The organism is Pseudomonas sp. Tof1, from assembly GCF_055390395.1.
In genome coordinates, this window is sequence record NZ_AP024344.1 from 2,067,491 (window position 1) to 2,088,070 (window position 20,580).

The 20,580-nt window shown below is 60.9% G+C and carries 14 protein-coding genes, 3 tRNA genes and 1 pseudogene; 12 read left to right on the top strand and 6 right to left on the bottom strand.

Annotated features, from left to right (window positions below; genetic code table 11):
• Positions 1–31 precede the first annotated feature (31 nt).
• Positions 32–1,560 (top strand): annotated as a pseudogene (locus ACZ5KU_RS09575) (DHA2 family efflux MFS transporter permease subunit).
• 109 nt (positions 1,561–1,669) lie between these two features.
• Here the strand turns inward: ACZ5KU_RS09575 and lpxH are convergent.
• Positions 1,670–2,419 (bottom strand): UDP-2,3-diacylglucosamine diphosphatase, encoded by a 750-nt coding sequence (gene lpxH, locus ACZ5KU_RS09580; protein WP_464737063.1) that lies wholly within the window; start codon positions 2,417–2,419, stop codon positions 1,670–1,672.
• On the bottom strand, positions 2,416–2,919 hold the full coding sequence (locus tag ACZ5KU_RS09585) for a peptidylprolyl isomerase (RefSeq protein WP_054059618.1): 504 nt from the start codon (positions 2,917–2,919) through the stop codon (positions 2,416–2,418). The genes lpxH and ACZ5KU_RS09585 overlap by 4 nt, the downstream gene beginning before the upstream one ends.
• Positions 2,920–3,161: 242 nt before the next feature.
• Between ACZ5KU_RS09585 and ACZ5KU_RS09590 the strand changes: the two genes are divergently transcribed.
• Positions 3,162–4,859, top strand: a complete 1,698-nt coding sequence (locus ACZ5KU_RS09590; protein WP_054059617.1) for a glutamine--tRNA ligase/YqeY domain fusion protein — start codon at positions 3,162–3,164, stop codon at positions 4,857–4,859.
• An 18-nt stretch (positions 4,860–4,877) separates the two neighbouring features.
• On the top strand, positions 4,878–6,260 hold the full coding sequence (gene cysS, locus ACZ5KU_RS09595; RefSeq protein ID WP_054059616.1) for a cysteine--tRNA ligase: 1,383 nt from the start codon (positions 4,878–4,880) through the stop codon (positions 6,258–6,260).
• 193 nt (positions 6,261–6,453) lie between these two features.
• On the opposite strand, the gene folD is transcribed toward cysS, so the two are convergent.
• Complete coding sequence (gene folD / locus ACZ5KU_RS09600) at positions 6,454–7,308, bottom strand: bifunctional methylenetetrahydrofolate dehydrogenase/methenyltetrahydrofolate cyclohydrolase FolD (RefSeq protein WP_017906647.1); 855 nt, start codon at positions 7,306–7,308, stop codon at positions 6,454–6,456.
• A gap of 290 nt (positions 7,309–7,598) precedes the next feature.
• Between folD and ACZ5KU_RS09605 the strand changes: the two genes are divergently transcribed.
• The 9 genes from ACZ5KU_RS09605 to ACZ5KU_RS09645 all read left to right on the top strand — a co-directional run bounded on the left by ACZ5KU_RS09605 (position 7,599) and on the right by ACZ5KU_RS09645 (position 16,761).
• A tRNA-Arg gene (locus tag ACZ5KU_RS09605) sits at positions 7,599–7,675 on the top strand.
• A gap of 33 nt (positions 7,676–7,708) precedes the next feature.
• A tRNA-His gene (locus ACZ5KU_RS09610) sits at positions 7,709–7,784 on the top strand.
• A 58-nt stretch (positions 7,785–7,842) separates the two neighbouring features.
• Positions 7,843–7,927 (top strand) — tRNA-Leu (locus ACZ5KU_RS09615).
• A 325-nt stretch (positions 7,928–8,252) separates the two neighbouring features.
• Positions 8,253–9,563, top strand: coding sequence for a trigger factor (gene tig / locus ACZ5KU_RS09620; protein WP_054057854.1), 1,311 nt, complete (start codon positions 8,253–8,255; stop codon positions 9,561–9,563).
• Between the two features lie 87 nt (positions 9,564–9,650).
• A complete protein-coding gene (gene clpP / locus ACZ5KU_RS09625) occupies positions 9,651–10,286 on the top strand; it encodes an ATP-dependent Clp endopeptidase proteolytic subunit ClpP (protein ID WP_010445788.1) in 636 nt (211 codons plus the stop codon).
• A gap of 112 nt (positions 10,287–10,398) precedes the next feature.
• A complete protein-coding gene (clpX, locus tag ACZ5KU_RS09630; RefSeq protein WP_017906644.1) occupies positions 10,399–11,682 on the top strand; it encodes an ATP-dependent Clp protease ATP-binding subunit ClpX in 1,284 nt (427 codons plus the stop codon).
• A gap of 165 nt (positions 11,683–11,847) precedes the next feature.
• Entirely contained in the window at positions 11,848–14,244 is a 2,397-nt protein-coding gene (gene lon, locus ACZ5KU_RS09635; protein WP_464737064.1) for an endopeptidase La, read from the top strand.
• 149 nt (positions 14,245–14,393) lie between these two features.
• Positions 14,394–14,666, top strand: coding sequence for an HU family DNA-binding protein (locus ACZ5KU_RS09640; protein ID WP_081005923.1), 273 nt, complete (start codon positions 14,394–14,396; stop codon positions 14,664–14,666).
• Between the two features lie 235 nt (positions 14,667–14,901).
• Positions 14,902–16,761 (top strand): SurA N-terminal domain-containing protein, encoded by a 1,860-nt coding sequence (locus ACZ5KU_RS09645; protein WP_464737065.1) that lies wholly within the window; start codon positions 14,902–14,904, stop codon positions 16,759–16,761.
• A 111-nt stretch (positions 16,762–16,872) separates the two neighbouring features.
• Here ACZ5KU_RS09645 and ACZ5KU_RS09650 read toward each other — a convergent pair whose 3' ends face one another.
• From ACZ5KU_RS09650 to ACZ5KU_RS09660, 3 genes are read right to left on the bottom strand one after another with little or no spacing between them, the layout of a single operon-like run.
• Positions 16,873–18,483, bottom strand: coding sequence for an ABC transporter ATP-binding protein (locus tag ACZ5KU_RS09650; RefSeq protein ID WP_054057851.1), 1,611 nt, complete (start codon positions 18,481–18,483; stop codon positions 16,873–16,875).
• 1 nt (position 18,484) lies between these two features.
• A complete protein-coding gene (locus ACZ5KU_RS09655) occupies positions 18,485–19,504 on the bottom strand; it encodes an ABC transporter permease (RefSeq protein WP_464737066.1) in 1,020 nt (339 codons plus the stop codon).
• Between the two features lies 1 nt (position 19,505).
• Positions 19,506–20,579, bottom strand: coding sequence for a microcin C ABC transporter permease YejB (locus tag ACZ5KU_RS09660; RefSeq protein WP_464737067.1), 1,074 nt, complete (start codon positions 20,577–20,579; stop codon positions 19,506–19,508).
• Position 20,580: the final 1 nt, after the last annotated feature.

The following is a 20,580-nucleotide window of genomic DNA, read 5'->3' on the forward strand; positions in this document are numbered from 1 at the left end:
GCAGCGCCTGCCCCGTTCCAAAGGATTCGCGATGAGTTCGAACGCATCATTTTCCCCGCCGAGCCTGTTGCTCAGCACCATCGGCCTGTCGCTGGCGACCTTCATGCAGGTGCTCGACACCACCATCGCCAACGTGGCGCTGCCGACCATTTCCGGCAACCTGGGGGTGAGTTCGGAGCAGGGCACCTGGGTCATCACTTCCTTTGCCGTCAGCAACGCCATCGCCCTGCCGTTGACCGGCTGGTTGAGCCGGCGCTTCGGTGAGGTGAAGCTGTTCATCTGGGCCACGTTGCTGTTCGTGCTGGCCTCGTTTCTCTGCGGTATTTCCACCTCGATGCCCGAACTGGTGGGCTTCCGGGTGCTCCAGGGCTGGTGGCCGGCCCGCTGTATCCGATGACCCAGACGCTGCTGATCGCCGTCTATCCGCCGGCGAGGCGAGGCATGGCCCTGGCGTTGCTGGCGATGGTCACGGTGGTCGCGCCGATTGCCGGGCCGATCCTCGGTGGCTGGATCACCGACAGCTACAGCTGGCCGTGGATTTTCTTCATCAACGTGCCGATCGGAATTTTTGCCGCCGCCGTGGTGCGTCAGCAGCTCAAGGCGCGGCCGGTGGTGATCAGTCGGCAGCCGATGGATTATGTCGGCCTGCTGACCCTGATCATCGGTGTCGGCGCGCTGCAGGTGATCCTAGACAAGGGTAACGACCTGGACTGGTTCGAATCGAATTTCATCGTCATCGGCGCGGTGATTTCGGCGATCGCCCTGGCGGTGTTCGTCATCTGGGAAATGACCGATGCGCATCCGGTGGTCAACCTGCGGCTGTTCGCCTACCGCAACTTCCGCATCGGCACCATCGTGCTGATCCTCGGTTACGCCGGGTTCTTCGGCATCAATCTGATTCTGCCGCAGTGGTTGCAGACCCAGATGGGCTATACCGCGACCTGGGCGGGGCTGGCGGTGGCGCCGATCGGCATCCTGCCGGTGCTGATGTCGCCCTTCGTCGGCAAGTACGCCAACCGGGTCGACCTGCGCCTGCTGGCCGGGATCGCCTTCCTGGCCATCGGCCTGAGTTGCTTCATGCGTGCCGGCTTCACCAACGAGGTGGACTTCGAGCACGTGGCGCTGGTGCAACTGTTCATGGGGATCGGCGTGGCGCTGTTCTTCATGCCGACCTTGAGCATCCTGATGTCGGACCTGCCGCCGCAGCAGATCGCCGACGGTGCCGGCCTGGCGACCTTCCTGCGTACGCTCGGCGGCAGTTTTGCCGCATCCCTGACCACCTGGATCTGGATTCGCCGGGCGGACCAGCATCATGCCTACCTGAGCGAAAGCATCACGCCGTTCGACCCGGCGACGCGCGAGGCGCTGAACAATCTCGGTGGCGCGGGGAGCCAGGCCTACAGCCAGCTGGATCAGATTCTCAACAGCCAGGCCTACATGCTGTCGACCGTGGACTACTTTACGCTGCTCGGGTGGGGCTTCATGGGCTTGATGCTGCTGGTCTGGCTGGCCAAGCCGCCGTTCGCGGCGAAGGCCGGGCCAGCGTCGGCCGGGCATTAATCCGAGTCAGGCCCATTCGCGGGCAAGCCCGGCTCCTACAGTTCAACGTCGTTTGATGCATTAATGTAAGACGTGAATCTGTAGGAGCCGGGCTTGCCCGCGAAGCTTTTTACTGGAGCAGGGGCAACGCCGGCGGTGGCGGAAACTCGAACTCGCCCAGGTGGAATCCCTGCTCGTCCACCTGCAATGCCCAGCCCTGGCGATCCCAGTCACCCAGCACGATTCGCTTCGCCGCCTGGCTGCCGAGCTGCAGCTTGTGAATCGCCGGCCTGTGGGTGTGGCCGTGGACCAGGGTGTGCACGCCATACTGCTGCATGATCCGCGGGATCTCCTCCGGGGTCACATCAACGATGTCGTTGGCTTTCATCCGGGTTTGCGCCCGGCTTTCGCTGCGCAGCTTGCGCGCCAGCTTGTGCCGGGTACGCAACGGCAGGTGCCGCAGGATGAACAGGCTGATGGGGTTGCGCAGGTAGCGACGCAGGCGCATGTAGGCCTCGTCGCGGGTGCACAGGCTGTCGCCGTGCATCAACAGCACCGGCTCGCCATTGATCTGCACCACGCTCGGGTCCTTGAGCAGCGTGGCTCCGGCTGCCTTGCAGAAGGCCTTACCGAGCAGGAAATCGCGGTTGCCGTGCATCAGGAAAATCGGGGTGCCGCCCTCGCTGACCTCGCGCAGTGCCGCGCAGATCGAGCGTTGGAAAGGGGTCATGGCATCGTCGCCGATCCAGGCTTCGAAGAAGTCGCCAAGGATATACAACGCTTGTGCCGAACGGGCGCGTCCGGCGAGGAAACCCAGAAACGCCCGGGTGATGTCCGGGCGCTCCTCTTCCAGATGCAAGTCTGAAATCAGCAGTATCACTCAACGATCTCGGCTTTCTCGATGATCACGTCTTCTGCCGGTACGTCCTGGTGGCCTGCCTTCATGGTGGTGGCAACGCCCTTGATGCTGTCGACCACTTCAGTACCGGCGATCACCTTGCCGAATACCGCGTAGCCCCAGCCCTGAACGGTCTTGGCGCTGTGGTTGAGGAAACCGTTGTCGGTGACGTTGATGAAGAACTGCGCGGAAGCCGAATGCGGCTCCATGGTACGGGCCATGGCGATGGTGTACTTGTCGTTCGACAGGCCGTTGTCCGCTTCGTTCTGGATGCTTGGGCGCTTGTCTTTCTTTTCCTTCATGCCTGGCTCGAAACCGCCGCCCTGGATCATGAAGTTGCCGATGACGCGGTGGAACACGGTGTTGCTGTAATGGCCGGCCTTGACGTATTCAACGAAGTTGGCAACGGTCAGCGGGGCTTTTTCGGCGTTCAGCTCGAGAACGATCTCGCCGTGGTTGGTGGTCAGTTTGACTTGAGTCATGGTAGCTATCGCTCTGTTCAGGAAATTCGTGGGACGTGGCCGGCCCCTTCAAGGGGCTGCGCCACAACCTGGGCGGGGAGTTTAACGTGCTTGCCGGGCATTTCGAGGGTTTTTATACCGCCGGTATTAAAAGCAGCGGTTTTCCGGCTGGCCCTGTCAGGGGCTTGACAGGTTCGGCTATGATAGGAGTTTTGATTGACCCGGCCTATCCGGGCCACGCACTTGTTACGTCCAAGGATCTTATGAGCAAGCCCACTGTCGACCCTACTTCGAACGCCAAGACCGGCCCGGCTGTCCCGGTCAACTTCCTGCGCCCGATCATTCAGGCCGACCTGGATTCGGGCAAGCACACCCAGATCGTCACGCGTTTTCCGCCTGAGCCCAACGGCTACCTGCACATCGGTCACGCCAAGTCGATCTGCGTGAACTTCGGTTTGGCCCAGGAGTTCGGTGGCGTCACGCACCTGCGTTTCGATGACACCAACCCGGCCAAGGAAGATCAGGAGTACATCGACGCCATCGAGCGTGACGTCAAGTGGCTGGGTTTCGAGTGGGCCGGCGAAGTGCGCTACGCCTCGCAGTATTTCGATCAACTGCACGACTGGGCGGTCGAACTGATCAAGGCCGGCAAGGCCTATGTCGACGACCTGACTCCAGAGCAGGCCAAGGAATACCGCGGCAGCCTGACCGAACCGGGCAAGAACAGCCCGTTCCGCGAGCGTTCCGTCGAGGAGAACCTCGACTTGTTCGCGCGCATGAAGGCTGGTGAGTTCAAGGACGGCGAGCGTGTATTGCGGGCCAAGATCGACATGGCTTCGCCGAACATGAACCTGCGTGATCCGATCCTCTATCGTATCCGCCATGCCCATCACCACCAGACCGGTGACAAGTGGTGCATCTACCCGAACTATGACTTCACTCACGGTCAGTCGGATGCCATCGAGGGCATCACCCATTCGATCTGCACCCTGGAATTCGAAGGCCATCGTCCGCTGTACGAATGGTTCCTGGACAACCTGTCGGTGCCGTGCAAGCCGCGCCAGTACGAGTTCTCGCGGCTGAACCTGAACTACACCATCACCAGCAAGCGCAAGCTCAAGCAACTGGTGGACGAGAAGCACGTCAATGGTTGGGACGACCCGCGCATGTCGACCCTGTCAGGCTTCCGTCGTCGCGGCTACACGCCCAAATCCATCCGCAACTTCTGCGAGATGGTGGGCACCAACCGTTCCGACGGTGTGGTGGACTTCGGCATGCTGGAATTCAGCATCCGTGACGACCTCGACCAGAGCGCGCCACGCGCCATGTGCGTGCTGCGTCCGCTGAAGGTGGTGATCACCAACTACCCGCAAGGCCAGGTCGAGAACCTCGAACTGCCCTGCCATCCGAAGGAAGACATGGGGGTGCGCCAGTTGCCGTTCGCCCGTGAGATCTACATCGATCGCGACGATTTCATGGAAGAGCCGCCCAAGGGTTACAAGCGACTGGAACCGGCGGGTGAGGTGCGCCTGCGCGGCAGCTACGTGATCCGTGCCGACGAGGCGATCAAGGATGCTGATGGCAACATCGTCGAACTGCGCTGCTCCTATGACCCGGACACCCTGGGCAAGAACCCCGAGGGTCGCAAGGTCAAGGGCGTGATCCACTGGGTGCCGGCGGCTGCCAGCGTCGAGTGCGAGGTGCGCCTGTACGATCGTCTGTTCCGCTCGCCGAACCCGGAGAAGGCCGAAGACGGCGCAAGTTTCCTGGACAACATCAACCCTGATTCCCTGCAGGTCCTCACCGGTTGTCGTGCCGAACCCTCGTTGGGCAACGCACAGCCGGAAGACCGTTTCCAGTTCGAGCGCGAAGGCTACTTCTGCGCGGATATCAAGGACTCGAAACCAGGTGCCCCGGTATTCAACCGTACCGTGACCCTGCGCGACTCCTGGGGTCAGTGATTCAGTCAAGGAATTAACGTGCTTACGATCTACAACACGCTCACCAAGAGCAAAGAAGTCTTCAAGCCGCTGGACGGCAACAAGGTGCGCATGTACGTCTGCGGGATGACCGTGTACGACTTCTGCCACCTGGGCCACGGCCGCAGCATGGTCGCCTTCGACCTGGTGACCCGCTGGCTGCGCTTCAGCGGTTATGACCTGACCTATGTGCGCAACATCACCGACATCGACGACAAGATCATCAACCGGGCCAACGAGAACGGCGAGTCGTTCGAAGCGCTGACCGAGCGCATGATCGCGGCAATGCACGAGGATGAGGCGCGCCTGAATATCAGGAAGCCGGACATGGAGCCGCGGGCCACCGACCATATCGCCGGCATGCACGCGATGATCCAGACCCTGATCGACAAGGGCTATGCCTACGCCCCGGGCAACGGCGACGTGTACTACCGTGTCGGCAAGTTCATGGGCTACGGCAAGCTGTCGCGCAAGAAGATCGAAGACCTGCGCATCGGTGCGCGGATCGAGGTTGGCGAGTCCAAGCAGGACCCGCTGGACTTCGTCCTGTGGAAAGCGGCCAAGCCGGGTGAGCCGAGTTGGGAATCGCCCTGGGGCGCCGGGCGTCCGGGCTGGCACATCGAATGCTCGGTGATGTCGACCTGCTGCCTGGGCGAGACCTTCGACATTCATGGTGGCGGCAGCGACCTGGAGTTCCCGCACCACGAGAACGAGATCGCCCAGAGCGAGGCGGCCACCGGCAAGACCTACGCCAATGCCTGGATGCATTGCGGCATGATCCGCATCAATGGCGAGAAGATGTCCAAGTCCCTGAACAACTTCTTCACCATTCGCGACGTGCTGGACAAGTACCATCCGGAAGTCGTGCGTTACCTGCTGGTGGCGAGCCACTATCGCAGTGCCATCAACTATTCGGAAGACAACCTCAAGGACGCCAAGGGCGCCCTGGAGCGTTTCTACCATGCATTGAAGGGCCTGCCGAACGTGCCGGCTGCCGGTGGCGAGGCGTTCGTCGAGCGTTTCACCCAGGCAATGAACGACGACTTCGGTACCCCCGAGGCCTGTGCGGTGCTGTTCGAGATGGTGCGCGAGATCAACCGCTTGCGCGAGATCGATGTCGACGCGGCGGCGGGGCTGGCGGCGCGTCTCAAGCAACTGGCCGACGTGCTGGGCGTGTTGCAGCTGGAGGCGGACGAGTTCCTGCAGGCCGGTGCCGAAGGTCGTGTCGATGCGGCACAGGTCGAGGCACTGATCCAGGCGCGCCTGGCTGCGCGGGCCAACAAGGACTGGGCCGAGTCCGACCGTATCCGCGACCAGATCACCGCCATGGGGGTGGTGCTGGAAGACGGCAAGGGCGGTACGACCTGGCGGTTGGCTGACTGAGCCTTGCGCTGAGTGAACAGAAACCCGCCTTGTGCGGGTTTTTGTGTTTTGGGGTGTCTGGTAGGGCCCTGTTCTCGGATGAATCCTGCTCCCACTGAACACAAGCCCTTTGTGCGTCGCGTTCATCCGCGAACAGGGCCGCCACAAACAACAAGGGCACCCGAAGGTGCCCTGTCTTGACTGCTATCACCTGTCAGGCATGCAGCGATTCGGCCGCATACAAGGTATTTTCCAGCAGGCAGGCGCGGGTCATCGGGCCAACGCCGCCCGGAACCGGAGTGATCCAGCCGGCGCGGGGCAGGGCGGTCTCGTAGACCACGTCGCCCACCAGCTTGCCGTCTTCCTGGCGGTTGATGCCGACGTCGATGACGATGGCGCCTTCCTTGACCCACTCCCCCTTGACCAGGCCCGGCTTGCCGGCGGCCACCACCAGCAGGTCGGCGCGGCCGACGTGGCCGGCCAGATCCTTGGTGAAGCGGTGGGTCACGGTCACGGTGCAGCCGGCCAGCAGCAGTTCCATGGCCATCGGGCGGCCGACGATGTTGGAAGCGCCAACGATTACCGCATTCATTCCGTACAGGTCGGCACCGGTGCTTTCCAGCAGGGTCATGATGCCTTTCGGGGTGCAGGGGCGCAGCAGCGGGATACGCTGGGCCAGGCGGCCGACGTTATAAGGATGGAAACCGTCCACATCCTTGTCCGGGCGAATGCGTTCCAGCAGTCTGGATGCATCCAGGTGCTCGGGCAGCGGCAACTGAAGCAGGATGCCGTCGATGCCAGGATCGTCATTCAGGCGGTCGATCAACTCGGTCAGTGCCTGTTGCGTGGTTTCGCTAGGCAGGTCATAGGCTTGTGAAATGAAGCCGACTTCTTCGCAATCCTTGCGCTTGTGCGAGACATATACCTGGGAGGCAGGATCGCTGCCGACCAGAATCACTGCGAGGCCTGGCGTACGCAGACCCTGCTGGCGACGCTCGGCGACACGTTGAGCGATCTGCTGGCGCAGACGAGCGGCGATCGCCTTGCCGTCGATTAGTTGTGCAGTCATGACGCGTGATTAACCATCGAAAGGGGTGGAAAAAGAGTGCACATTCTCGCACGCCAGGGCGCGAGGGCAAAGGCGCTTGGTCTGGATATTCCCCTAACTCCTTTATATTTCTAAATTTTTTTCAAAAAAGAGTTGACGACCTTCCGACTCGTCTATAACATTCGTCGCACTTGTCGGGCACAGCCTAGCACTGGTTGAGAAGGTCGAGCTGAATAGGCGGATGTTACAGTCTGGCTCAGCAAGATTGAAAGCTCTTAGTTTGTAGTCATTGTAGAGTACAAATTAATAAGGCGCCCGTAGCTCAGCTGGATAGAGCATCCGCCTTCTAAGCGGATGGTCGCAGGTTCGAGTCCTGCCGGGTGCGCCATTCAGGCAGCTTTGGCACAAGTAACGCAATATGGTGGGCGTAGCTCAGTTGGTAGAGCACAGGATTGTGACTCCTGTTGTCGTGGGTTCGATCCCCATCGTCCACCCCATATTCGAATAAAGACGCCAGATTAATCATCTGGCGTCTTTGCTTTAACGGTTTGATCCGCGGACGTGGTGGAATTGGTAGACACACTGGATTTAGGTTCCAGCGCCGCGAGGCGTAAGAGTTCGAGTCTCTTCGTCCGCACCAGATTGGCTTCAAATACAAAAGACGGCGCAGCACCTGAACAAGGGCTGCGCCGTTTTTGTTTCAGCGCTCGGCAGGTCCGCAAGGCTGCCGGCCCGGGTGTCGGCCGGTTGCTTCTTCCATCGGGGAGAAGGGCGGCGACGGCTCTGGCACGAGTGATTGCGTGTTGTCGGAAAAGGATGCCAACAGCCTGTTCCGACGAATAATTACCGGCTGTTTCCTGCTCGTTTTCAGCGGGGTGACTTCTTGAGTATGACCCACTAGAATGCATGCCCTTGCTTCTGAGGTCGGAAACGGCCGGCTAACGTCTGTGCAACGAGGAATATCCATGCAAGTTTCTGTTGAAAATACATCGGCTCTTGAGCGCCGCATGAGCATCACCGTGCCAGCTGAGCGCATCGAGACCCAGGTCAACAAGCGTCTGCAGCAGACTGCCCAAAAGGCCAAGATTGCAGGCTTCCGCCCTGGCAAGGTGCCAATGAGCGTGATCCGTCAGCGTTTCGAAGCTGATGCCCGTCAGGAAGCGGTAGGTGACGTGATCCAGGCTTCCTTCTATGAAGCCGTGGTCGAGCAGAAGCTGAACCCTGCTGGCCAGCCTTCGGTCGAGCCGAAGGTGCTGGAAAAAGGCAAGGATCTGGAATACGTCGCTACCTTCGAAGTGTTCCCGGAGTTCACCGTTGCCGGTTTCGACTCCATCGCCGTCGAGCGCCTGAGCGCCGAAGTGGCTGATGCCGACCTGGACAACATGCTGGAAATCCTGCGCAAGCAGAACACCCGTTTCGAAGTAGCCGAGCGCGCTGCCCAGAACGAAGACCAACTGAACATCGATTTCGTCGGCAAGGTCGACGGCGAGGCCTTCGCTGGCGGTTCCGCCAAGGGCACCCAGCTGGTTCTGGGTTCCAACCGCATGATCCCGGGCTTCGAAGACGGCCTGGTCGGTGCCAAGGCCGGTGAAGAGCGCGTTCTGAACCTGACCTTCCCCGAGGACTACCAGAACCTGGACCTGGCTGGCAAGGCCGCCGAGTTCACCGTCACCGTGAACACTGTTTCCGCGCCAACCCTGCCTGAGCTGAACGAAGCCTTCTTCGCCCAGTTCGGTATCAAGGAAAGCGGCCTGGACGGCTTCCGCACCGAAGTTCGCAAGAACATGGAGCGCGAACTGCGTCAGGCGATCAAGTCCAAGGTCAAGAACCAGGTAATGGACGGCCTGCTGGCTGCCAACCCGATCGAAGTGCCAAAGGCTCTGCTGGTCAACGAAGTCAACCGTCTGCGCGTGCAGGCTGTTCAGCAGTTCGGTGGCAACATCAAGCCTGACCAACTGCCGGCCGAACTGTTCGAAGAGCAGGCCAAGCGCCGTGTGGTTCTGGGCCTGATCGTGGCTGAAGTGGTCAAGCAATTCGACCTCAAGCCTGACGAAGAGCGCGTTCGCGAACTGATCCAGGAAATGGCTTCGGCCTATCAGGAACCCGAGCAAGTTGTGTCCTGGTACTACAAGAACGAGCAGCAGCTGAACGAAGTTCGTTCGGTTGTGCTGGAAGAACAAGTTGTGGATACTGTTCTGCAGAAGGCGAAAGTGACCGATAAATCGGTCTCCTACGAAGAAGCAGTCAAGCCGGCGGAAGCTCCAAAAGCCGACTGATTTTCTGACTCGTTGGAAAATACACACCATAAGCCAGCCTCGTGCTGGCTTATGCGTATTCAAGACATGACTATTTGGGTGCAGAGCATGTTCCGTAATTCTTATATTCAGCAGAACTCTGATATCCAGGCCGCCGGCGGCCTGGTCCCGATGGTTGTCGAGCAGTCTGCTCGTGGCGAGCGCGCCTATGACATCTACTCGCGTCTGCTCAAGGAGCGAGTGATTTTCCTGGTGGGTCCTGTGGAAGACTACATGGCCAACCTGATCTGTGCGCAACTGCTGTTCCTTGAAGCGGAAAACCCGGACAAGGACATCCATCTGTACATCAACTCCCCAGGCGGTTCGGTGACTGCGGGCATGTCGATCTACGACACCATGCAGTTCATCAAGCCGAACGTATCGACCACCTGCATCGGCCAGGCCTGCAGCATGGGTGCGTTCCTGCTGACCGCGGGTGCCGAGGGCAAGCGTTTCTGCCTGCCGAACTCGCGTGTGATGATTCACCAGCCACTGGGCGGTTTCCAGGGCCAGGCATCGGACATCGAAATCCATGCCAAGGAAATCCTGTTCATCCGCGAACGCCTCAACACGCTGATGGCCAAGCACAGCGGGCGTACGCTCGAAGAAATCGAGCGCGACACCAACCGCGACAACTTCATGAGCGCCACCGCCGCACGTGAATACGGCCTGATCGACGAAGTGATCGAAAAGCGTCCCGCGTGAAATAAGCGGCACAAAACAGGGGTGGTCGGCCGGTCCGATCACCTGCGGGCTTGAAAAAGCCCGCAATAGCCTTCATCTTGTGTTGCAAGCCTATCGGATTTGGATCGAACGAATGACTGACACCCGCAACGGCGAGGACAACGGCAAGCTGCTTTATTGCTCCTTCTGTGGCAAAAGCCAGCATGAAGTGCGCAAATTGATTGCCGGCCCCTCGGTCTTTATCTGCGACGAGTGCGTCGACCTGTGCAATGACATCATCCGTGAGGAGGTGCAGGAGGCACAGGCCGAGAGCAGCGCGCATAAATTGCCTTCGCCTAAAGAAATCAGCGGCATCCTTGATCAGTACGTCATTGGTCAGGAGCGTGCCAAGAAGGTTCTGGCCGTAGCGGTATACAACCACTACAAGCGCCTGAACCAGCGCGACAAGAAGAGTGACGACGTCGAACTCGGCAAGAGCAACATCCTGCTGATCGGCCCGACCGGCTCGGGCAAGACCCTGCTGGCCGAAACCCTGGCACGCCTGCTGAATGTGCCGTTCACCATCGCTGACGCAACCACCCTCACCGAGGCGGGTTATGTGGGCGAGGACGTGGAAAACATCATTCAGAAGCTGCTGCAGAAGTGTGATTACGACGTGGAAAAGGCCCAGATGGGCATTGTCTACATCGACGAAATCGACAAGATTTCCCGCAAGTCCGACAACCCGTCGATTACCCGCGACGTTTCCGGCGAAGGGGTGCAGCAGGCCCTGCTGAAGCTGATCGAAGGTACCGTGGCTTCCGTGCCGCCGCAGGGCGGTCGCAAGCACCCGCAGCAGGAATTCCTGCAGGTCGACACCCGTAACATCCTGTTCATCTGCGGTGGTGCGTTCTCAGGCCTGGAAAAGGTCATCCAGAACCGTTCGACCAAGGGCGGCATCGGTTTCAGCGCCGAAGTCCGCAGCAAGGAAGAGGGCAAGAAGGTCGGCGAGTCCCTGCGTGAAGTCGAGCCTGACGATCTGGTCAAGTTCGGTCTGATCCCCGAGTTCGTTGGCCGTCTGCCGGTGCTGGCGACCCTGGACGAGCTGGATGAGGCCGCGCTGATGCAGATCCTCACCGAACCGAAGAACGCCCTGACCAAGCAGTATGCCAAGCTGTTCGAAATGGAAGGCGTCGACCTCGAGTTCCGTGCCGATGCGCTGAAATCCGTGGCCCGACGTGCCCTGGAGCGCAAGACCGGTGCCCGTGGCCTGCGTTCCATCCTCGAAGGCATCCTGCTCGACACCATGTACGAGATCCCGTCGCAGTCCGACGTGAGTAAAGTGGTGATCGACGAAAGCGTCATAGAAGGCAAGTCCCAGCCGCTGTACATCTATGAAAACAGCGAGCCGACCGCCAAGGCCGCACCTGACGCCTGAGTGCTGAAGTGCGTGACCCGAAAAAGGGGGCCTCAGGGCCCCTTTTGCTTTTGCGCGGGCTTTTGCGAAGAGGGGCGCTTGTTTTTTTTCCGGGTAGCCCCCATCTTGGTCCCAAGCTTTCTTTCCACCTGTTTCCGGCCTCAGGGCCGCCGTAGAGGCGAAATCATGAAGACGACCATCGAATTGCCTCTCCTGCCATTGCGTGATGTCGTGGTGTATCCGCACATGGTTATCCCGCTGTTCGTGGGGCGCGAGAAGTCTATCGAAGCCCTCGAGGCCGCGATGACGGGCGACAAGCAGATCCTGCTGCTGGCCCAACGTAATCCTGCCGATGATGACCCGGGCGAAGACGCGCTGTATCGGGTCGGCACCGTGGCGACCGTGCTGCAACTGCTCAAGCTGCCTGATGGCACCGTCAAGGTGCTGGTCGAGGGCGAGCAGCGCGGTACTGTCGAGCATTTCAGCGAAATCGACGGCCATTGCCGTGCACAGGTGGCGCTGATCGAGGAAACCGAGGCACCGGATCGTGAATCCGAAGTGTTCGTGCGCAGCCTTCTCTCGCAGTTCGAGCAGTATGTGCAACTGGGCAAGAAGGTTCCGGCCGAAGTCCTGTCCTCGCTCAACAGCATCGATGAGCCCAGCCGCCTGGTCGATACCATGGCCGCGCACATGGCACTGAAGATCGAGCAGAAGCAGGAAATCCTCGAGATCATCGAGCTACCGGCCCGTGTCGAGCACGTGCTGGCGCTGCTGGACGCGGAAATCGACCTGCTGCAGGTCGAAAAACGCATCCGTGGTCGCGTCAAGAAACAAATGGAGCGCAGCCAGCGCGAGTACTACCTGAATGAGCAGATGAAGGCCATTCAGAAGGAACTGGGCGATGGCGACGAGGGCCACAACGAAATCGAGGAGCTGAAGAAGCGCATCGATGACGCCGGCCTGCCCAAGGACGCCCTGGCCAAGGCCCAGGCCGAGCTGAACAAGCTCAAGCAGATGTCGCCGATGTCCGCCGAGGCCACCGTGGTGCGTTCCTACCTCGACTGGCTGGTACAGGTACCGTGGAAGGCCCAGAGCAAGGTGCGCCTGGACCTCAAGCGGGCCGAGGACATCCTCGATGCCGATCACTACGGCCTGGAAGAGGTCAAGGAGCGGATCCTCGAGTACCTCGCCGTGCAGAAGCGCGTGAAGAAGATTCGCGGGCCGGTGCTGTGCCTGGTCGGTCCTCCGGGGGTCGGCAAGACTTCCCTGGCGGAGTCGATCGCCAACGCGACCAACCGCAAGTTCGTCCGCATGGCCCTCGGTGGCGTGCGCGACGAAGCGGAAATCCGTGGTCACCGTCGGACCTACATCGGTTCGATGCCGGGAAGATTGATACAAAAAATGACCAAGGTGGGGGTACGCAACCCGCTGTTCCTGCTCGATGAAATCGACAAGATGGGCAGCGACATGCGTGGCGACCCGGCCTCGGCACTGCTGGAGGTCCTGGACCCCGAGCAGAACCACAATTTCAACGACCATTACCTGGAAGTCGACTACGACCTGTCCGATGTGATGTTCCTATGCACCTCCAACTCGATGAATATCCCGCCGGCGCTGCTGGACCGGATGGAAGTGATCCGCCTGCCGGGTTACACCGAGGACGAGAAGATCAACATCGCGACCAAGTACCTGTCGCCCAAGCAGATCCAGGCCAACGGCCTGAAGAAGGGCGAGCTGGAGTTCGAAGAGGACGCGATCCGCGACATCATCCGCTATTACACCCGCGAAGCCGGTGTGCGTGGCCTGGAGCGGCAGATCGCCAAGGTCTGCCGCAAGGCGGTGAAAGAGCATGCCGTGGAAAAACGCTTCTCGGTGAAGGTCACTTCCGACCTGCTGGAGCACTTCCTGGGCGTGCGCAAGTTCCGCTATGGCCTGGCCGAGCAGCAGGACCAGGTGGGGCAGGTGACCGGTCTGGCCTGGACCCAGGTCGGTGGCGAGCTGCTGACCATCGAGGCGGCAGTGGTACCGGGCAAGGGGCAACTGATCAAGACCGGTTCCCTGGGCGATGTAATGGTCGAGTCGATCACCGCCGCCCAGACCGTGGTGCGCAGCCGGGCCAAGAGCCTGGGTATTCCGCTGGACTTCCACGAGAAGCGCGACACCCACATCCACATGCCGGAAGGGGCCACGCCTAAGGATGGTCCGAGCGCCGGTGTAGGAATGTGTACCGCATTGGTGTCGGCTCTGACCGGTATTCCCGTGCGTGCGGATGTCGCCATGACCGGCGAGATCACCCTGCGTGGCCAGGTGCTGGCGATCGGTGGGCTGAAGGAGAAATTGTTGGCCGCTCACCGTGGCGGGATCAAGATCGTGATCATTCCGGAAGAGAACGTGCGCGATCTGAAGGAAATTCCTGACAATATTAAGCAGGATCTTCAGATTAAACCGGTTAAATGGATTGACGAAGTCCTGCAAATTGCGCTGCAATACGCCCCGGAGCCCTTGCCAGATGTGGTTCCGGAGATCGTCGCGAAGGATGAGAAACGCGATTCGGATTCCAAGGAAAGAATCAGTACCCATTAGTAGAGATCTTGCCTGGGGGGCTTCCTTGACAGCTTTTTAGAGCCCTTGTTATAAAGCGGCTCTTATAAGTGGCTGTAGGCCATTCAGCACCTGTTTTAGCTTTCACCAAAAACTTAGAAACATACTCAATAGATATAAGGGGACTTAGAGTGAACAAGTCGGAACTGATTGATGCTATCGCCGCATCTGCTGATCTCCCGAAAGCCGCTGCTAGCCGTGCGCTGGACGCAGTAATCGAATCCGTCACTGGCGCTCTGAAGGCCGGCGACTCCGTTGTACTGGTTGGCTTCGGTACTTTCTCCGTTACCGATCGCCCTGCTCGCACTGGTCGTAACCCACAGACCGGTAAGACGCTGGAAATCCCGGCTGCCAAGAAGCCAGGTTTCAAGGCTGGTAAAGCACTGAAAGAAGCGGTCAACTGAGTTTCTTCAACGCCTTTGCCTGTACCAGGTCGGGCTCGCTCCCGACCTGGCAGCGGAGCGGTAAAGCGGTTGGCCAGGCCCACCAGGGCTGCTGACCCGTCACACCGGGGTTCGATCCTCGTCCGCTCCGCCAGTTACGAGAAGGCGCATCCTCGGATGCGCCTTTCTTCTATCCGGACTCTACCCACGCTCCACGGTTGTCCATTCTTGAGGTTCAACCGTTTCTGGGGGACGCATGCTGCAAAATATCAGGGACAATTCACAAGGCTGGATTGCCAAGACCATTATCGGGGTCATCGTTCTGTTGATGGCACTGACCGGTTTCGATGCCATTTTCCGGGCCACCTCCACCAGTCAGGATGCGGCCAAGGTCAATGGTGAGGAAATCACCCAGAACGAGCTGAGCCAGGCCGTCGACATGCAACGTCGCCAGCTGATGCAGCAACTGGGCAAGGATTTCGACCCATCGCTGCTGGATGAAAAAATGCTCCGCGAATCGGCTCTCAAGGGGCTGATCGATCGCAAGCTGCTGTTGCAAGGCGCCGAGAAATCGAAATTCGCCTTCTCCGAAGCGGCGCTGGACCAGGTCATCCTGCTGACGCCTGAATTCCAGGTGGATGGCAAATTCAATTCCGATCGTTTCGACCAGGTGATTCGCCAACTGGGCTACAGCCGGATGCAGTTCCGCCAGATGCTGGCTCAGGAAATGCTCATTGGCCAGGTACGCGCCGGTCTGGCGGGCAGCGGTTTCGTGACTGACAACCAGGTGCTGGCGTTCGCCCGCCTGGAAAAGCAGACCCGTGATTTCTCCTCCCTGACCGTCAAGAGCGACCCGGCTGCAGTCAAGCTGACCGATGACGAAGTCAAGGCCTACTACGGCAAGCACGCCAAGGAGTTCATGACGCCGGACCAGGTGGTCGTGGACTATCTGGAGCTGAAGAAGTCTTCCTTCTTCGACCAGGTCAGCGTCAAGGACGAGGACCTGCAGGCCCTGTACAAGAAGGAAACCTCGAACCTGGCCGAACAGCGTCGTGCGGCGCACATCCTGATCGAAGTGAACGACAAGGTCACCGATGCCCAGGCCAAGGCGAAGATCGAGGAGATCCAGCAGCGCCTGGCCAAGGGTGAAGACTTCGCGGCCCTGGCCAAGCAGTTCTCCCAGGACCCGGGTTCGGCCAACAATGGCGGTGACCTCGGTTTCGCCGGCCCTGACGTCTACGATCCGGCTTTCGAAAAGGCGCTGTATGCCTTGAACAAGGGGCAGGTATCGGGCCCGGTACGCAGCGAGTTCGGCTACCACCTGATCAAGCTGCTGGGCGTCGAGGCACCTGAGGTGCCGACCTTCGCCAGTCTCAAGGACAAGCTGACCCGCGAGCTGAAGGCCCAGCAGGTCGAGCAGCGTTTCGTCGAGGCGACCAAGCAGCTCGAGGACTCGTCGTTCGAGGCTTCCGACCTGGCCCAGCCAGCCCAGGACCTGAACCTGAAGGTACAGACCACCGCGCCGTTCGGTCGTGAAGGCGGCGAAGGCATTGCGGCCAATCGTGCCGTGGTGACCGCCGCGTTCAGCCCGGAAGTTCTGGATGAGGGTGCCAACAGCAGCGCCATCGACCTGGACCCGGACACGGTCATCGTCCTGCGCGCCAAGGAGCACCGCAAGCCGGAGCAACTGCCGCTGGAAAGTGTCGATGCGAGCATTCGCAAGCAACTGACCAAGGAGCACGCCACCGCGGCGGCGAAGGTCAAGGCCGACGAACTGATCGCCAGCCTGCGTGAAGGCAAGGCGCTGCCGGCCGGTCAGTCCTGGAAGGTCCAGGAAGCCGTCACCCGTGGCCAGGAAGGTGTCGATCCTGCGGTGCTGCAGGCCCTGTTCCGCATGCCAAAGCCTGCGGCCAAGGACAAGCCGACCTTCGACACCGTGACCCTCGCTGATGGCAACCTGGTCATCGTGCGCCTGAGCGGCGTCAACGAAGGTGCTGCGCCGACCGATCAGGAGAAGGCATCCTACCGTCGCTTCCTCGCTTCGCGTATCGGCCAGCAGGACTTCGCCGCGTATCGCAAGCAGTTGGAAAGCGAAGCGGAAATCAAGCGCTTCTGAAGTCGCTGATACCGTTCTGCCGTAAACAGGAAGGCCGCTCAATCGAGCGGCCTTCCTGTTTCTGTCAATCCAGATGCTGTGGCGCGGTGTCCGGCCTCTTCGCGGGCAGGCCTACGAGGCCTTCTCGGGTGTAAGAAACGCAGCCTTCAGCAATTGCCGGGTATAGGGGTGTTGCGGCGCCTCGAAGATCTCCCGTGCATCCCCTTGCTCCACCACCTGTCCGTGCTTGACCACCATCAACTGGTGGCTCAGTGCCTTGACCACCGCCAGGTCATGGCTGATGAACAGGTAGGTCAGGTTGTACTTGACCTGCAGCGAACGCAGCAGCTCGACCACCTGGCGCTGTACGGTGCGATCCAGGGCCGAGGTTGGCTCGTCGAGCAGGATCAGCGCCGGCTTGAGCACCAGGGCCCGGGCGATGGCGATCCGCTGCCGCTGGCCTCCGGAGAACTCGTGGGGATAGCGGTGGCGGGTCTGCGGGTCGAGGCCGACTTCCTTCAGGGCGGCGATGATCGCCTGTTCCTGTTCGGCCGGGGTGCCGATCTTGTGGATGCGCAGGCCCTCACCGACGATCTCGCTGACGCACATGCGCGGGCTGAGGCTGCCGAACGGGTCCTGGAACACCACCTGCATCTCCCGCCGCAACGGCCGTACCTGTTGCTGGGACAGGCTGTCCAGCGCCTGGCCCTCGAAGCGGATGGCGCCCTGGCTGCCGATCAGCCGCAGGATGGCCAGGCCCAGAGTCGACTTGCCCGAACCGCTCTCGCCGACGATCCCCAGGGTCTGGCCCTGGGGCAGGCTGAAGTTGATGCCGTCCACCGCCTTGACGTGATCGACGGTACGCCGCAGCAGACCCTTGCGGATGGGGAACCAGACCTTCAGGTCCTCGATTTCCAGCAGCGGTGCACCCACCGGATTGGCCGCGGGTGCGCCGCTCGGTTCGGCGCTGAGCAGTTCGCAGGTATACGGATGCTGCGGTTGGCTGAACAACGCTTCGCAGTCGGCCTGCTCGACGATGCGCCCCTGCTGCATCACGCACACCCGGTGGGCGATCCGCCGCACCAGGTTGAGGTCATGGCTGATCAGCAGCAGGGCCATGCCCAGGCGCGCCTGCAGTTCCTTGAGCAGGTCGAGGATCTTCAGTTGCACGGTGACGTCCAGCGCCGTGGTCGGCTCATCGGCAATCAGCAGCTCCGGCTCGTTGGCCAGGGCCATGGCGATCATCACCCGCTGCCGCTGGCCGCCGGAGAGCTCGTGTGGCAGCGCCTTGAGGCGTTTGTGCGGTTCGGGTATGCCGACCAGTTCCAGCAGCTCCAGGGTGCGTTGGGTGGCGACCTTGCCGGTCAGGCCCTTGTGGATGGCGAGGACTTCGTTGATCTGCTTCTCGATCGAGTGCAGCGGGTTCAGCGAGGTCATCGGCTCTTGGAAGATCATCGCGATACGGTTGCCGCGAATGTGCCGCAGGGTCTTTTCCTTGAGTGTCAGCATGTCCTGGCCGGCGTACTGGATGCTGCCGCTGGGGTGGTGCGCGAGCGGGTAGGGCAGCAGGCGCAGGATCGAGTGTGCGGTCACCGACTTGCCGGAGCCGCTCTCGCCGACCAGGGCCAGGGTCTCGCCGCGACGGATATCGAAGCTGACGTTTTCGACCACCCGTTGGCGCTGTTCGCCAACGACGAACTCCACGGCGAGGTCGCGTATTTCGATCAGATTGTCCTGATTCATCTCATTTCCTCGGATCGAAGGCATCGCGGGCGGACTCGCCGATGAACACCAGCAGGCTGAGCATGATCGCCAGCACGGCGAACGCACTGATACCCAGCCAGGGCGCCTGCAGGTTGGATTTGCCCTGGGCCACCAGCTCGCCGAGCGATGGCGCCCCCGGTGGCAGGCCGAAGCCGAGGAAGTCCAGGGCGGTCAGGGTACCGATGGCGCCGGTGAGAATGAACGGCATGAAGGTCATGGTCGAGACCATGGCATTGGGCAGGATATGGCGGAACATGATCGCGCCGTTCTGCATGCCCAGCGCCCGGGCCGCCCTTACGTACTCGAGGTTGCGGCCACGGAGGAACTCGGCGCGGACCACATCCACCAGGCTCATCCAGGAAAACAGCAGCATGATCCCCAGCAGCCACCAGAAGTTGGGCTGGACGAAACTGGCGAGGATGATCAGCAGGTAGAGCACCGGCAGGCCGGACCAGATTTCCAGGAAGCGCTGGCCGGCCAGGTCGACCCAGCCGCCGTAGAAGCCCTGCAGGGCGCCGGCGACCACGCCGATGATCGAACTGAGGACCGTCAGGGTCAGGGCGAACAGCACCGAGATGCGGAAGCCGTAGATCACCCGCGCCAGCACGTCGCGGCCCTGGTCATCGGTGCCCAGCAGGTTGTCGGCCGAGGGCGGGGCGGGGGCCGGCACCCTGAGGTCGTAGTTGATGCTCTGGTAGCTGAAGGGGATCGGCGCCCACAGCACCCAGGCGTCCTTGGCCTTGAGCAGTTCGCGGATGTACGGGCTCTTGTAGTTGGCCTCCAGCGGGAACTCGCCGCCGAAGGTGGTTTCCGGGTAGCGCTTGAGGGCGGGGAAATACCAGCCGCCGTCATAGTGCACCACCAGCGGCTTGTCGTTGGCGATCAGCTCGGCGCCGAGGCTGATGACGAACAGCCCGAAGAACAGCCACAGGGACCACCAGCCGCGCTTGTTGGCCTTGAAACGCTCGAAGCGTCGGCGATTGAGGGGGGAAAGCTGCATCTCAATGCTCCCGATGTTCGAAGTCGATACGTGGGTCGACCAGGGTATAGGTCAGGTCGCCGATCAGTTTCATCACCAGGCCCAGCAGGGTGAAGATGAACAGCGTTCCGAAGACCACCGGGTAGTCGCGGTTGATCGCCGCCTCGAAGCTCATCAGGCCCAGGCCGTCGAGGGAGAAGATCACTTCCACCAGCAGCGAGCCGGTGAAGAAGATGCCGATGAAGGCCGCGGGAAAGCCGGCGATCACCAGCAGCATGGCGTTGCGGAACACGTGGCCGTAGAGCATGCGACGTTGCGTCAGGCCCTTGGCCCTGGCGGTGATCACGTACTGCTTGTTGATCTCGTCGAGGAAGCTGTTCTTGGTCAATAGCGTCATGGTCGCGAAGTTGCCGATCACCAGGGCGGTGACGGGCAGGGCCAGGTGCCAGAAGTAGTCGCAGACCTTGCCGAACAGGCTCAACTGGTCGAAGTTGCCCGAGGTCAGCCCGCGCAGGGGGAACCAGTTCAGGTAGCTGCCGCCGGCAAACACCACGATCAGCAGGATGGCGAACAGGAACGCCGGGATCGCGTAACCGACGATGATCGCCGAACTGGTCCAGACGTCGAAGTGGCTGCCATGCCGGGTCGCCTTGGCGATGCCCAGGGGAATCGACACCAGGTACATGATCAGCGTGCTCCACAGGCCAAGGGAGATCGATACCGGCATTTTCTCCTTGATCAGGTCGATGACCTTGGCGTCGCGAAAGAAGCTGTCGCCGAAATCCAGGGTCGCGTAGTTCCTGATCATGATCCACAAGCGTTCCGGCGCCGACTTGTCGAAGCCGTACATGTGCTCGATTTCCTTGATCAGTGCCGGGTCCAGGCCCTGCGCCCCGCGATAGCTGGAACCGGCCACCGAGACCTCCGAGCCGCCGCCGGCGATCCGGCTGGTGGCACCGTCGAAACCTTCGAGCTTGGCGATCATCTGCTCTACCGGGCCACCCGGGGCGGCCTGGATGATCACGAAGTTGATCAGGAGGATGCCGAACAGGGTCGGGATGATCAGCAGCAGTCGCCGTAGAATGTAAGCCAGCATC